We start from the raw sequence: 12,896 nt of genomic DNA, 5'->3' as shown, positions 1-12,896 counted from the left end.
TTATCTCGTTAGTTAACTGACAATGGCGTACTAGCTATGGACATCCTGGCGGACGGCCGCGTAACCTCGCAGTCGTCACCCGTTCAGCGCGCACTGCGCAGTAAGGAGCCGCCATGAGCGTCACCGGGGTCAGTCCGGTCGATCGCCGGTCGGATGGGGAGCGGCCGCAGCGTGTTCCAGACTTCGAATACATCGGATACGAAGCGATTGATGACGGCCGGATCGCGGCCATCACGCTGAACCGTCCGAAACAACGCAACGCGCAGACGCGCGGACTGCTCGTGGAGTTGGGCCTCGCCTTCGAACTCGCCGAAGCCGACGACATGGTCCGCGTGGTGATCCTGCGAGGCGCGGGCCCTGTCTTCTCCGCGGGCCACGACCTCGGCTCCGCCGACGACGTCCGTGAGCGCGCAGCGGGGCCCGACCAGCATCCGACGTACCGATGCAACGGCGGAACCTTGGGTGGGGTGGAGTCGCGCAACCGTCAGGAGTGGCATTACTACTTCGAAAACACGAAGAGGTGGCGCAATCTGCGCAAGATCACGATCGCCCAGGTGCACGGCACGGTGCTGTCCGCGGGCCTGATGCTCGCGTGGTGCTGCGATCTGATCGTCGCGAGCGAGGACACCGTGTTCGCCGATGTGGTCGGTACCCGGCTTGGTATGTGTGGGGTCGAGTACTTCGGCCATCCGTGGGAGTTCGGTGCGCGCAAGGCAAAGGAGTTGTTGCTTACCGGCGACTCGATCGACGCCGAGCAGGCGCACGCACTCGGGATGGTGAGCAAGGTGTTCCCGGCCGACGAATTAGCGCACAACACAATCGAGTTCGCTCGTCGAATCGCCAAGGTGCCAACAATGGCGGCACTGCTGATAAAGGAATCGGTGAATCAAACCGTAGATGCACAGGGTTTCTCGACAGCACTTGACGGTTGCTTCAAGATACATCAGCTCAATCATGCGCACTGGGCCGAAGTCACCGGTGGAAAGCTGTCGTACGGAACGGTCGAGCACGGCCTCGACGACTGGCGCGCCACGCCGGAAATCCTGCCGGCGGCCAAACAGCGACCCTGACGCCGGGGCGCCCAGAGTGGATGTCAGCTACCCGACAGAGGCGGAAGCGTTCCGCGACCGGATCCGCGCGTTCTTGGCCGAACACCTACCGGCCGGCTGGTCCGGACTCGGGGCTCTGCCGCCCGACGAGCGAGTAGCGTTCGCGCGGCAGTGGCGGCGCTCCCTATCCGCCTGCGGCCTGGTCGCGGTGTCTTGGCCGAAGGAGTACGGCGGTGGTGGCCTTTCGGCGATCGAACAGCTGGTGCTCGCCGAGGAGTTTTCGCGCGCTGGTGCACCTGAGCGGGCGGAAAACGATCTGCTGGGGATCGACCTCTTGGGCAACACCCTGATCGCCCTGGGGTCCGCCGAGCAGAAGGAGCGCTTCCTGCCGCGCATCCTCACCGGCGAAGACCGCTGGTGCCAAGGATTTTCGGAGCCCGAGGCCGGCTCGGACCTGGCGGCCGTGCGAACCCGTGCCCTGCTCGACGATGACGAGTGGGTGATCAACGGACAGAAGATCTGGACATCGGCCGGGTCCGCTGCCAACTGGATCTTCCTGTTGGCCCGGACGGACCCAAGCGTTGCCAAACACAAGGGCCTGTCCTTCTTGCTGGTGCCCATGGACCAGCCCGGCGTTGTGGTGCGACCAATCGTCAATGCCGCAGGACATTCCTCCTTCAGCGAGGTCTTTTTCACCGACGCGCGCACTGCGTCCGGCAACGTGGTGGGAGGGGTTGGCAACGGATGGCCGACCGCGATGACCCTGTTGGGTTTCGAACGCGGATCGCAGGTCACCACGGCGGCTATCGAGTTCGGCCGCGGCCTGCAGCGGTTGTGCGAACTCGCCCGGGAACGCCGAATGGACACCGACCCGCGTATCCGAGATGGCTTGGCGTGGTGCTTTTCCCGTGTTCAGATCATGCGGTATCGCGGCTACCGCGACCTCACCCTTTCGGTGAACGGTCGACCACCCGGCGCCGAGGCCGCGATTACCAAGGTCATCTGGAGCGAATACTTCCGCCGCTATACCGACCTCGCCGTCGAAGTCCTCGGCCTGGATGCGCTCGCTCCGACGGGTCCAGGGAACGGCGGAGCCCGCGTGATGCCAGAGGCGGGTACCCCAAACTCCCCCGCGTGCTGGATGGATGAGCTGCTTTACGCCCGTGCCGCAACGATCTATGCCGGCAGTTCGCAAATCCAGCGCAACGTGATCGGCGAGCAGCTGCTCGGCCTGGCCAAGGAACCCCGTCCGGAAGCGGTGCGCTGACATGGATTTTCGCTATAGCGCCGAACAAGACGCTTTCCGTGCGTCGCTGCGTGGCCTGCTTCGCGACCAGGGCGCCGATGGCCATGCCGGCCACGACGTCAGGCTTTGGCACCGGCTGTGCACCGAGATGGAGCTGCCCGCGCTGCACACACCTGCGGAGTACGGCGGAGTGGGCGCCACTGTCGTCGAGACCGCAATCGCGTTCGGCGAACTCGGCCGTGCGCTAACGCCGGTGCCGTTCGCGGCCACGACGTTTGCGATCGAGGCGATCCTTCGCATGGGCGACGAAGAGCAGCGTAAAGGCCTGCTCGCCGGCTTGCTCCGCGGCGAACAGATCGGAGCGTTCGCCGTGGCCGGTCCCCGCGTCGCTGACCCGTCCGCCGCCACTGTGCGGGCCAGCCGCGTTGGCGGTCATACCGTCCTCACCGGCGAGTGCTCCCCGGTGCTGCACGGCCACGTCGGGGACCTGTTTGTGGTCCCGGCGGAGGCGGATGGTGTGGTGGTTCTGCACGTCGTGGCGGCCGACGCTCCTGGGGTCACCGTGATCCCGCTACCCTCCTTCGACACAACCCGCCCTGTCGCCAAGCTGCGGTTGGCGCACGTGCCCGCAGAACCCTTGGCCGCCGGCTCACCCGACGACCTCGAGCGGTTGCTGGACGTGGCACGCGTGCTGCTGGCGGCCGAGATGCTCGGTGGCGCCGAGGCATGTCTTGACTTGGCGGTCGAATATGCCCGGAGCCGACGGCAATTCGATCGGCCGATCGGTTCTTTCCAGACGGTCAAGCACACGTGCGCCGACATGATGATCGAAATCGATGCGACCCGCTCGGCGGTGATGTTCGCCGCGATGAGCGCCATCGACGGGCACGAGCTTCACGTCGCAGCACCCTTGGTGAAGGCGCAGGCCGCCGACACCTACGTGTTGTGTGCCGGCTCGGCAATCCAGGTCCATGGCGGTATCGCCTTCACCTGGGAGCACAACCTGCACCTGTACTTTCGCAGGGCCAAGACCACCGAGGCGCTCTTTGGTAGTAGCGCCTACCACCGGGCACTGCTCGCCGACCGGGTGGGCCTGTAAACGACCGGTGGCCCATCCGCAATATTTGTCATCGGCGTCATCGAACGGCGTTTGTAAAAGTAATTGACGTCCATGTGTCGAACCATTTTACAATTACGCGACACCATATCTGTCAATCCACCAAACATGTTGTATGCCAGCCGGTTATGGTGCACTCGACGACATTCCTAAATTGGCTGCGGACGTCGCCAAATTATTTCTCAACAGCTATTGGCGCGAAACTGTCGTGGCGATAATATTTCGGCATTGCGCGCAATAGTGACCGAGCGATGAAAGGATCAATCGATGAATGCCAACCGTAGGAAGCTGGCCGTTCGGGCGCTACTGGGCGCAATATTGGCCGCCATGGCCGCGGCGACGTTGGCCGGCTGCCCGGTTAACGCACAGGGGGGCGAATACGGCCCGCGCGCGTCGGGCGCGGTGGTCGGGTTGCCGGTTACGCTTTCACCGGAACCCTAACGCAGCTATCCGCCCAATACCGCAAGCGCGGCATCGTAATTGGGTTCTTGCGCGATCTCTGGCACTAATTCGGTGTAGGCGACGTTGCCGTCGGCGCCTATCACCACGACGGCCCGGGCGAGCAGGCCGGCCATCGGACCGTCGGCGATGGTGACGCCGTAGTCCTCGCCGAAGTTGTCGCGGAATGCCGATGCGGTCGCTACGTTCTCGATACCCTCGGTGCCGCAGAATCGCTTCTGCGCGAACGGCAGGTCCTTCGAGACGCACAGCACCGAAACACCGCTTGCGGCGGCACGCTCGTTGAAGGTCCGCACGCTGGTAGCGCATACCGGTGTGTCCACAGACGGAAAGATGTTCAGCAACACCGGCTTGCCGCGGAACTGGTCGTTACTGACCGTCCCGAGATCGGCGCCGGTCAGGTTGAAGGTAGGGGCCGAGGATCCGACGGCGGGTAACTCGCCGACGGTGTTGATCGCATTTCCACGCAGGGTTATCTGTGCCATGGGCACAGTCTGCCAAGACCGGCAGTACCGCGTTCGATCGGGCTGCCCTGGCAAGCGTATGTCCTAATTTGTGGGGTGCGTGTCGTAGACGACATACGGCCGCATGGCCAACACTGGGTCCATGGCTCGCAAGGTGGTAATCGTCGGCTACCCGATTGTGCAGGCCCTCGACGTGGTAGGGCCCTACGAGGTATTCACCGCCGCATCGCTGTTGACCGGCGGCGGATACGACGTGGTTGTCGGCTCAATCGACGGCCAGCCCATCACCACCGCGACCGGCCTGGCATTTGTCTCGGCGCCGCTGCCACGCCCGAGCGAGCCGGTTGACACGGTCGTGGTGCCCGGCGGTGGAGGTGTCGATGCCGCGCGAACCAACCGACAGCTCATGGAGTGGATCAGGGTCGCCTCCGGCACCGCCCGCCGCGTCGTCTCTGTCTGCACGGGCGCATTCCTGGCGGCCGAAGCGGGGCTGCTGGACGGCCGGCGTGCCACCACGCACTGGGCCTTTGCCGCGCGGCTGGCCCGCGAGTTCCCCACCGTCGCGGTCGACGCCGACCCGATCTTCATCCGGAGCTCGGAGACGGTTTGGACCGCCGCGGGCGTCACCGCGGGCATCGACCTCGCGCTGTCACTGGTCGAGGATGACCACGGCACGGACGTCGCCCAAACGGTCGCCCGCTGGCTCGTTCTCTACTTGCGCCGCCCGGGTGGGCAGACTCAGTTCGCGGCCCCGGTATGGATGCCGCGAGCCAAGCGGACCTCGATCCGCCAGGTGCAGGAAGCCATCGAGGCCGAACCGGGCGGCTCGCACAGCATTGACGATCTGGCCCAACGGGTGGCGATGAGTCCACGCCACTTCACCCGAGTGTTCACCGACGAAATCGGTGAGGCGCCCGGCCAATACGTCGAACGTATTCGCACCGAAGCCGCGCGCCGGCAGTTGGAGGAGACCGACGACACCGTGGTGGCCATCGCCGCCCGTTGCGGCTTCGGCACGGCGGAAACCATGCGGCGCAACTTCATTCGTCGCATCGGCATCCCGCCCGACCAGTACCGCAAAGCGTTCGCCTAACCGGTAAGGAGACACCCATGACGCAGTTCGCGTTAGTGGCCTACCCGGGCTTGACCGCCCTGGACATGATCGGTCCGTATGAGGTGCTGCGACAGCTGCCGCACGCCGAGGTGCGGTTTGTGTGGCACGAAGCCGGGCCGATCACCGCCGACTCGGGCGTGTTGGTGCTCGGCGCTACGCACTCGCTGGCCGAAACACCTTCTCCCGATGTCATTCTCGTGCCCGGGGGCCCGTCTACTCCGGTGCACGCACGCGACGAGAAGCTGCTCGACTGGTTGCGTCAGGCCCATCAGTCGGCTAGCTGGACGACTTCGGTGTGTTCGGGCTCGGTCATTCTGGCGGCGGCCGGCCTGCTCAGGGACAGGCGGGCGACGTCGCACTGGCTGACCATTCCCGCGTTGAAGGCATTCGGCGCTATCCCCGTCACCGACGAACGGATTGTCCGCCAGCACAACATCGTTACCAGTGCGGGTGTATCCGCGGGCCTTGACCTCGCGCTGTGGCTCGCCGGCGAGATGGGCGGGGAAAGTCGAGCGAAGGCAATCCAGCTCGCGATCGAATACGATCCCCAGCCACCGTTCGACTGCGGCCACATGTCAAAGGCGTCGGCCACTACGAAAGCCGCCGCGACGGCCCTGCTGTCCAAGGACAGCGTCAAGCCGGCGAACCTCAAGGCCACGACGTTGCTCGCCTGGGAGCAGGCGCTAAACGCGGCGCGGTCGCGTCGCCGCCGGCGACAGCCAGTCGGTTCGTCTGCCTAAGCTGCTACGCCTTGGGCTGTAAGAACTTGTCCGAAGCGAACCGGCCGCCGGCCTCCAGCCAGGCGCCGACAACGCCCGGTGCGTCACGGTTGGGGTTGTAAATGTCTTCCTCGCTAGAGAACAGCCCGCCTCCCGCGTAGATGAGCCGAGTCCAGTTCGCAAACCAGAACGGCTCTCCGTCGGGGTCTGTCGGGTGGTCGAGCAGATTCTTGATCATCAGGACGACCGCGTCATTGTCTTCGTCGTATGCGATCCACTCAGACGGAAAGCGCATGTGCGGGAACGGGGCCATGACCGCGACGATCCAGTCGCGGACCTCCTCGCGCCCTCGAAAGACCCCATAGTGGTGCTCGGTATAGACCACATCCTCAGTGAATAGGTCTGCGAATGGCCGCCAGTCGCCCGAGGCGGAACATCCGTCGACGACCGTTGTGTAGTGCCTGATTGCTTTGTCGATCTCGGCTTTGGAGAACTTGCCCATACCGGACACACTAGAACTATGAGCGTCTTGGACTTGTTCGACTTGCATGGCAAGACGGCCCTGATAACCGGGGCGTCCACCGGCATCGGCAAGAAGGTGGCGCTCGCCTACGTCCAAGCCGGGGCTCAGGTAGCCGTTGCCGCAAGGCATTTCGACGCCGTGGCGAAGATCGCAGCCGAGATCGCCGCTGCCGGCAGTAAGGCCGTGCCGATCCGCTGCGACGTGACCCAGCAAGACCAGGTGACCAGCATGGTCGACCAGGCGACCGCCGAGCTGGGTGGGATCGATATCGCGGTCTGCAACGCCGGCATCGTAGATGTCACCCCTATGCTGGACATGTCGTTGGAAGCGTTTCAGCGGATCCAAGACACCAATGTGACCGGCGTATTCCTCACCGCCCAGGCGGCGGCCAGGGCGATGGTCAAGCAGGGTCGGGGCGGGGCCATCATTACCACCGCGTCGATGTCGGGGCACATCATCAACATTCCGCAACAAGTGAGCCACTACTGCACCTCCAAGGCGGCGGTCATTCACCTGACCAAGGCCATGGCCGTGGAGTTGGCTCCGCACAACATTCGGGTGAACAGTGTCAGTCCGGGCTACATCCTCACCGAGCTGGTCGAGCCGCTAGCGGAGTACCACGCGCTGTGGGAGCCCAAGATTCCGCTCGGCCGCATCGGCCGCCCCGAAGAACTCACCGGCCTGTACCTCTACTTGGCTAGCGAGGCGTCAAGCTACATGACCGGTTCCGACATTGTGATCGACGGTGGATATACCTGTCCCTAAGACGATTTCTGTTCAACAGGGGCACTTCCACGTGCTGGCCTACTGAACGAGGCAGGGGCGGCCGAAACGGGTTCGCACGCCCGGTGAAAACAACGGACGCAAGCGGTCGCCCGCGGGTTGCACGCCACTCGCGTCCAGCAGTTCGTCATGCAGCTCGACGATCTCCGCGGCCTGCAACGGCCACGGTCCGTGCTCGTTGGGCAGCCACCATGTGCGGCCGGCTTTGCGAGTGTGCGCGCCCCAGCGGGCGGTGAGCCAGATTTCCAGTGCCGTCGGCTGGACCACGTCGCCGATGGTGATCGTCAGCAGGCTGCGCAGGCCGCGTCGGGGCCACCGTCGGACGCTGTCATAGGTGATCTGTTCGTCGGACCGCGTCATCCGCATCTTGGCCCACGTGTATGGGACGCCGAGGCCAATCCTGGTGACGGGCACCACCGCCAGCCGAGCCGTTTCCAGCGATCGGAACAGCACGCCGTGGCGGCCGGCGTCGTCGACCGAATACAGCCGGATGTTGGTCTCCAGAAAGCTGCCGAAATACCGCAGCGGCAGCGCCGTGCCAATCTTGGTGCTGCTCATGACAAACGGGACCAACGCCACGTACGTCATGCCGTCGGCGAAAACGTCGGGGCGGGTTCCCGGCGGGTACAAGTGTTCAACACTTTCGGGCCGCACCGGCCAATGGACGAACGTCAGCTCACGCCACCGCTGGTCGAAGGCAACCGGACCAGGAAGGGGGGGCGGTGTGACCGGATACCCCGCTAGTGGCGAACCCTCACCAGATCCGGTATCGGACGGGCCGGGTGTGGCGGTCATCGAACCATCGTGGCATGCAGGTTACGACGGTCGGGTATGAGGCACCGAATTGTTGTCAGTTGGCCACCTTCTGGTTAGCGCTGCGCTAACGCAATTGCGCGGGTTTCAGGGCTGAATTTATGGAACCGCTGGTCATTTGCCGATTAAAGTGTGTATTGCGCCGGGCGCCCTCGAATGATGTGATCAACTAAATCGAGTAGTGGAGGAGCAATGACGATCACCACGATGATAAAGACCGCAGCAGCGATCGTGAGCATGACAACGATTGCTGTCGCCAGTGCACCGATTACGTCCGCGGCCTATCCGATCGTCGGCAAACTTGGCAATGAATTAACGATGACCGACTCCGTTGGGCAAGTTGTCCTGGGCTGGAAAGTCAGTGATCTCAAATCGAGCACCGACATTATCCCGGGCTATCCGGTGGCCGGCGACGTTTGGGAAGCGACCGCCACCGTCAATGCGATCTCGGGCCCCGTCACCCCGGCCATCTCGCAGTTCAACGCCCGCACCGCCGACGGCGTCAACTATCGGGTCCTGTGGCAAGCCTCGGGTCCAAACACCATTAGCGGAGCGACAATCCCGCAAGGCGCACAAGCGAGCGGCAAAATCTACTTCGATGTCACCGGCCCATCGCCGACCATTGTGGCAATGAACAACGGAATGGAAGACCTCCTGATTTGGGGGCCATAAGCAGATACGACAACTGCTCTGATGCACGCCCAATTCGCCGTTGAGCTGTGGGGCGTGGCAATCTCGACGAGCTCGAGCAGCTTGATGAGCTAATCGGCAACGCGGGCGTAGCCGCCCTACCCGCGGCTTCGTCGGTCATAACGGCTCTGAGCGTCCATCCCGGCCCTGTCGCCCCGGAACGGAGCGTCGACGCAGGCCAATGTGGGAGTCCGCTTTCCGCGGGCCGGGTATTGCGTCTGGAAACTCGCGCCAATACAGTTAGGTCTGTAACGATCCTTACAGAGGATATCACCGCCCGGAGACGCATAGACGATTGCGGATCTAAAGGATGGCGCACCGGTGAGCGTTCACCTGACCAAGAAACAGCAGCAAGGCGAGACCTCGCGCGAGCTAATCCTCGACGCGACTGAACGCCTGATGGCTACCAAGGGCTACGCGGCGACGTCAATCAGCGACATCCGCAACGCGTGCGGGCTGCCACCCAGCTCCATCTACTGGCATTTCGGCTCCAAGGAAGGCGTGCTCGCCGCGGTGATGATGCGCGGCGCGAGTCGATTCTTCGCCGCGATACCGACCTGGGACGAAGCCGACGAGGCCATCGAGGCGAGATCGGAACGGCAGCTGACCGCGTTGGCGAACCTGCAGTCGCAACACCCGGACTTCCTGCGACTGTTCTATCTGCTGTCGCTGGAGCGAAGCGATGATCCGACGGTTGCCGAAATGGTGCGTCGGGTCCGCGACACCGCGATCGCGCGGTTTCGCGATGCCATCACTCACTTGTTGCCGTTCGATCTACCGCGGGGCATCGCCGATCGCATCGTTACAGAACTGACTGGGTTCGCGGTTGCGCTGTCGGACGGTGTCTTCTTCGCCGACCACCTAGAGCCGGACGCGACGGACGTCGAGCGGATGTACCGGCGACTGTGGCAGGCACTAGAAGCCCTGATTCGAATTCTCTTGGAGGAGAAGTGAACACCAGAACGGCCGTCATCACCGGCGCCAGCACCGGTCTCGGGTTGGAGTGCGCCCGGGCACTGCTGGCCAGCGATGCATCGTGGCACGTGGTGTTGGCGGTGCGCGACGCGGCGCGCGGCGGCGCGGCCGTGGGAGAACTCGGGGAACCAACCCGCTGCACGGTCCTTGAGGTGGACCTCGCATCGCTGCGGTCGGTACGCACCTTCGTGGAAACCGTGCGGATCACCCCGCTGCCCCCAATTCACGCGCTGGTCTGCAATGCTGGCCTACAGGTGGTGTCGGGCAGCGCGTTGACCGACGACGGTATCGAGATGACATTCGCGGTAAACCACCTCGGTCACTTTGCCCTCGTGACAGGGATTCTCGACCAGTTGACCCGCCCGGCGCGCATCGTCGTTGTCAGTAGTGGCACGCACGACCCGAGTAAGCACACCGGTATGCCCGCGCCGCGGTATACCTCCGCGCTCGACCTCGCGCACCCGCCCGCTGATCAGGACAGGTCGACCGAAGGCCGCCGTCGCTACACCACCTCCAAGCTGTGTAACGTGCTCTTTACCTACGAGCTCGACCGTCGCCTCAACCACGGAGAAGTGGGAGTGACCGTCAACGCGTTCGATCCCGGCCTGATGCCTGGTTCCAGCTTGGCGCGGGACTATCCGCCGATCCAGCGGTTAGCATGGCGCTACCTGGCGCCAATGCTGCGCGTCCTTCCCTTCGTCCACAGCACCCGGGTCTCCGGCGCACGACTAGCGGCGCTGGCGGTCGATCCACGGTACGACGGCGTAACGGGCCAATACTTTGCCGGCCTGAAACCGATCCGATCTTCTACTGAGTCATACGATCTCGCCAAAGCGGTCGACCTTTGGGAGACCAGTGAACGGCTACTGTCCGGCGCGGCATAGCGAGCGGTCCCGGGCGTCGGTAAGCACAGCGCAAAGACCAGGGCACAGATGGGGGTGCTGCTATGCGCGAATTATCCGGCGAGGCAACGATTTAGCACATTACGGCATCTGGACATCGGCCCTCGACCGGCTTGCCGGTTGGCGAACGGCGTTCGGGCGCAACGTGTTCGATCCGTTGCCGCCACCTAGCGCACACCTAGGTCGCCGCTGAGGTACTGCGCGCGGCAGGCTCGGCGAGCGAGTTTGCCGCTGGTGGTTCGCGGAATGGCGCCGGCGGGCAGGAAACGCACGTCGGCGGCGGATAACCCATGGCGGTGCGACACGGCCGTTCGGATCGCCTCGATTGCTGGCTTCGGATCTGCGCGACTGGTGCCCGCCGCGCGTTCGGCGATGATCACCAAGCGTTGGCTGCCGTCGTCAGCGGGCACCGCGAAGCCCGTCACATATCCGCGTCGCACCATCGGCGACGCCTCTGCAGCCGTGGCCTCGAGGTCCTGCGGGTAATGGTTACGTCCGTCGATCGTTATCAGATCCGCGATTCGGCCGGTGATGTAGAGCTCACCGTCGAAGTAGACGCCCAGATCCCCGGTCCTCAGCCAGTTGCCCGCAACGGCCGAACCGGCGGCGTGACTGCCTTCCGTGAGCGGTGATTCCAGCTTGGCGCCGAACGTCTGCCGCGTCTCTTCGGGTCGTCCCCAGTAGCCGCGACCGACATTGTCGCCCTGCAACCAGACTTCCCCGACTTCGCCGTCCACCAGTTCGGTGCCACTGTCAGGGTTCACGATCGCCGCGCACAGGCTGCGAGCTACTTGGCCGCATGAGACATGAGCAACTGCGTTGGCAGCATCGGGGGCGACCAGTACCGCCCTACCAACGCCGAGCTGCTCTCGGTCGAAGTAGGCAACGGTGGTCTGTGCGGTGTGACCGATGGTTGCGACCATCAGTGTCGCCTCCGCTATCCCATAAGAGGGCTTGAACGCCGTGCGCGGTAATCCGTAGGGCGCGAACGCTTTATCGAACGTCGTGACCGCGTCGATGCTGACCGGTTCGGAACCGATGATCAGCACCACGTTGCTGAGGTCGACATCCTCGGCCTGCGCGGGTAGGCCCCGCTGCGCGGTCCACTCGTATGCGAAGTTGGGCGCCGCGGTGACCACGCGGCCGGTTCGTGATTCGGCGGCCAATGCTTGGATCCACCGCTGCGGCCTCCGGACGAACGCGGCCGGCGACATCAGGGTTGAGTGTCCGCCGTACACCGCCGGGAAGCCGATCATCGACAGGCCCATGTCGTGGTAGAGCGGTAACCAACTGACGCCGTGCGTGTTTCGGTTCAGCAGGTCGATCGAGAGGATCATCTGCACCAGGTTGGTGCCGACCGCGCGGTGGGTGATCTCAACACCGACCGGAGGCCGGGTCGAGCCCGACGTGTACTGCAGGTGTGAAACGGCGCCGATGTCCAGATCCACAGGCGTGAACAACTCCCCCGCCGAATCGGGTATCTGATCGATGAGGATGACATGCAGCGGTCGCAGCTGGGTGAGGTGATTCAGAAAGCCTTCGACGGCATCTTTGGCTGCGGTTGTCGTGAGGACGACGGAAGGCACCGAATCGCGAAGTGCCGTTTCGAGACGTTCGGCATGGCCGGGCAGTTCAGGAGCGAACAACGGTACCGCGATGGTGCCCGCCTTGATCGCGGCGTAGAACCCGGCAACGTAGTCGATGCCCTGCGGCGCGAGAATCGCAACCCGGTCGCCAGGACCCGCGAACTGTTGCACATGAGCGCCGATGGCCTGCAGCCGCACGCCGAATTCCGCCCACGTCACTTCGGCGACCTGTCCCTGCGCCGAACGGGAGTAATCCAGGTAGCGATACGCCACCGAATCACCGACATTGGCGACGTTGCGCGCGATCAAAGAGATCAGCGTGGTGCCGGGCGGCAACACGATGCCGCCGTCGGCGCCCAGGCAGTCCTCGATCTCTAGCAGGCCCTTTGGAGCCACGGAGTCCTGCCGGGAACCGTAATCCATAAGCGCAGTCTAGGTGTCCGCCGAAATCCGTTA

The 12,896-nt window shown here is 64.1% G+C and carries 14 protein-coding genes; 10 read left to right on the top strand and 4 right to left on the bottom strand.

What is annotated here, in order from left to right:
* Positions 1-113: 113 nt before the first annotated feature.
* From AADZ78_RS14375 to AADZ78_RS14360, 4 genes are all read left to right on the top strand, one after another.
* On the top strand, positions 114-1,070 hold the full coding sequence (locus tag AADZ78_RS14375; protein WP_085250234.1) for an enoyl-CoA hydratase: 957 nt from the start codon (positions 114-116) through the stop codon (positions 1,068-1,070).
* Between the two features lie 16 nt (positions 1,071-1,086).
* On the top strand, positions 1,087-2,316 hold the full coding sequence (locus AADZ78_RS14370; protein ID WP_085250233.1) for an acyl-CoA dehydrogenase family protein: 1,230 nt from the start codon (positions 1,087-1,089) through the stop codon (positions 2,314-2,316).
* A 1-nt stretch (position 2,317) separates the two neighbouring features.
* Positions 2,318-3,394 (top strand): acyl-CoA dehydrogenase family protein, encoded by a 1,077-nt coding sequence (locus AADZ78_RS14365; RefSeq protein WP_085250232.1) that lies wholly within the window; start codon positions 2,318-2,320, stop codon positions 3,392-3,394.
* 285 nt (positions 3,395-3,679) lie between these two features.
* The gene (locus AADZ78_RS14360; protein WP_169726283.1) at positions 3,680-3,853 is read left to right on the top strand and encodes a hypothetical protein; all 174 of its coding nucleotides are present in this window, start codon (positions 3,680-3,682) and stop codon (positions 3,851-3,853) included.
* Between the two features lie 5 nt (positions 3,854-3,858).
* On the opposite strand, the gene tpx is transcribed toward AADZ78_RS14360, so the two are convergent.
* On the bottom strand, positions 3,859-4,356 hold the full coding sequence (gene tpx, locus AADZ78_RS14355; RefSeq protein WP_085250231.1) for a thiol peroxidase: 498 nt from the start codon (positions 4,354-4,356) through the stop codon (positions 3,859-3,861).
* A gap of 121 nt (positions 4,357-4,477) precedes the next feature.
* Between tpx and AADZ78_RS14350 the strand changes: the two genes are divergently transcribed.
* Together AADZ78_RS14350 and AADZ78_RS14345 are read left to right on the top strand one after the other, a co-directional pair.
* Positions 4,478-5,428, top strand: a complete 951-nt coding sequence (locus AADZ78_RS14350) for a GlxA family transcriptional regulator (RefSeq protein ID WP_085250265.1) — start codon at positions 4,478-4,480, stop codon at positions 5,426-5,428.
* Between the two features lie 17 nt (positions 5,429-5,445).
* Positions 5,446-6,189: a DJ-1/PfpI family protein gene (locus tag AADZ78_RS14345; protein ID WP_085250230.1), complete on the top strand. Its 744-nt coding sequence runs from the start codon at positions 5,446-5,448 to the stop codon at positions 6,187-6,189.
* A 4-nt stretch (positions 6,190-6,193) separates the two neighbouring features.
* Here the strand turns inward: AADZ78_RS14345 and AADZ78_RS14340 are convergent, their stop codons facing one another.
* Positions 6,194-6,670, bottom strand: coding sequence for a nuclear transport factor 2 family protein (locus AADZ78_RS14340; protein ID WP_085250229.1), 477 nt, complete (start codon positions 6,668-6,670; stop codon positions 6,194-6,196).
* A gap of 18 nt (positions 6,671-6,688) precedes the next feature.
* Between AADZ78_RS14340 and AADZ78_RS14335 the strand changes: the two genes are divergently transcribed.
* Entirely contained in the window at positions 6,689-7,456 is a 768-nt protein-coding gene (locus AADZ78_RS14335) for an SDR family oxidoreductase (RefSeq protein WP_085250228.1), read from the top strand.
* Between the two features lie 39 nt (positions 7,457-7,495).
* On the opposite strand, the gene AADZ78_RS14330 is transcribed toward AADZ78_RS14335, so the two are convergent.
* Positions 7,496-8,269, bottom strand: a complete 774-nt coding sequence (locus tag AADZ78_RS14330; RefSeq protein WP_085250227.1) for a YqjF family protein — start codon at positions 8,267-8,269, stop codon at positions 7,496-7,498.
* A gap of 210 nt (positions 8,270-8,479) precedes the next feature.
* On the opposite strand from AADZ78_RS14330, the gene AADZ78_RS14325 reads away from it, so the two are divergent.
* From AADZ78_RS14325 to AADZ78_RS14315, 3 genes are all read left to right on the top strand, one after another.
* Positions 8,480-8,959 (top strand): MPT63 family protein, encoded by a 480-nt coding sequence (locus AADZ78_RS14325; RefSeq protein ID WP_085250226.1) that lies wholly within the window; start codon positions 8,480-8,482, stop codon positions 8,957-8,959.
* A 339-nt stretch (positions 8,960-9,298) separates the two neighbouring features.
* The gene (locus tag AADZ78_RS14320) at positions 9,299-9,931 is read left to right on the top strand and encodes a TetR/AcrR family transcriptional regulator (RefSeq protein ID WP_085250225.1); all 633 of its coding nucleotides are present in this window, start codon (positions 9,299-9,301) and stop codon (positions 9,929-9,931) included.
* Positions 9,928-10,836, top strand: coding sequence for an SDR family NAD(P)-dependent oxidoreductase (locus AADZ78_RS14315; protein ID WP_085250224.1), 909 nt, complete (start codon positions 9,928-9,930; stop codon positions 10,834-10,836). Before AADZ78_RS14320 ends, AADZ78_RS14315 begins: the two co-directional genes overlap by 4 nt.
* Positions 10,837-11,021: 185 nt before the next feature.
* On the opposite strand, the gene AADZ78_RS14310 is transcribed toward AADZ78_RS14315, so the two are convergent.
* Positions 11,022-12,863 (bottom strand): fatty acyl-AMP ligase, encoded by a 1,842-nt coding sequence (locus tag AADZ78_RS14310; RefSeq protein ID WP_085250223.1) that lies wholly within the window; start codon positions 12,861-12,863, stop codon positions 11,022-11,024.
* Positions 12,864-12,896 lie beyond the last annotated feature (33 nt).

The sequence above is a fragment of the Mycobacterium riyadhense genome, from assembly GCF_963853645.1.
Lineage (GTDB): Bacteria > Actinomycetota > Actinomycetes > Mycobacteriales > Mycobacteriaceae > Mycobacterium > Mycobacterium riyadhense.
This window is presented reverse-complemented; position numbering and strand designations above follow the sequence as displayed.

Coding starts and splice junctions, on each gene's coding strand:
- AADZ78_RS14375 (WP_085250234.1), top strand. CDS start 114: ATGAGCGTCACCGGGGTCAGTCCGGTCGATCGCCGGTCGGATGGGGAG.
- AADZ78_RS14365 (WP_085250232.1), top strand. CDS start 2,318: ATGGATTTTCGCTATAGCGCCGAACAAGACGCTTTCCGTGCGTCGCTG.
- AADZ78_RS14360 (WP_169726283.1), top strand. CDS start 3,680: ATGAATGCCAACCGTAGGAAGCTGGCCGTTCGGGCGCTACTGGGCGCA.
- tpx (WP_085250231.1), bottom strand. CDS start 4,356: ATGGCACAGATAACCCTGCGTGGAAATGCGATCAACACCGTCGGCGAG.
- AADZ78_RS14350 (WP_085250265.1), top strand. CDS start 4,478: ATGGCTCGCAAGGTGGTAATCGTCGGCTACCCGATTGTGCAGGCCCTC.
- AADZ78_RS14345 (WP_085250230.1), top strand. CDS start 5,446: ATGACGCAGTTCGCGTTAGTGGCCTACCCGGGCTTGACCGCCCTGGAC.
- AADZ78_RS14340 (WP_085250229.1), bottom strand. CDS start 6,670: ATGGGCAAGTTCTCCAAAGCCGAGATCGACAAAGCAATCAGGCACTAC.
- AADZ78_RS14335 (WP_085250228.1), top strand. CDS start 6,689: ATGAGCGTCTTGGACTTGTTCGACTTGCATGGCAAGACGGCCCTGATA.
- AADZ78_RS14330 (WP_085250227.1), bottom strand. CDS start 8,269: ATGACCGCCACACCCGGCCCGTCCGATACCGGATCTGGTGAGGGTTCG.
- AADZ78_RS14325 (WP_085250226.1), top strand. CDS start 8,480: ATGACGATCACCACGATGATAAAGACCGCAGCAGCGATCGTGAGCATG.
- AADZ78_RS14310 (WP_085250223.1), bottom strand. CDS start 12,863: ATGGATTACGGTTCCCGGCAGGACTCCGTGGCTCCAAAGGGCCTGCTA.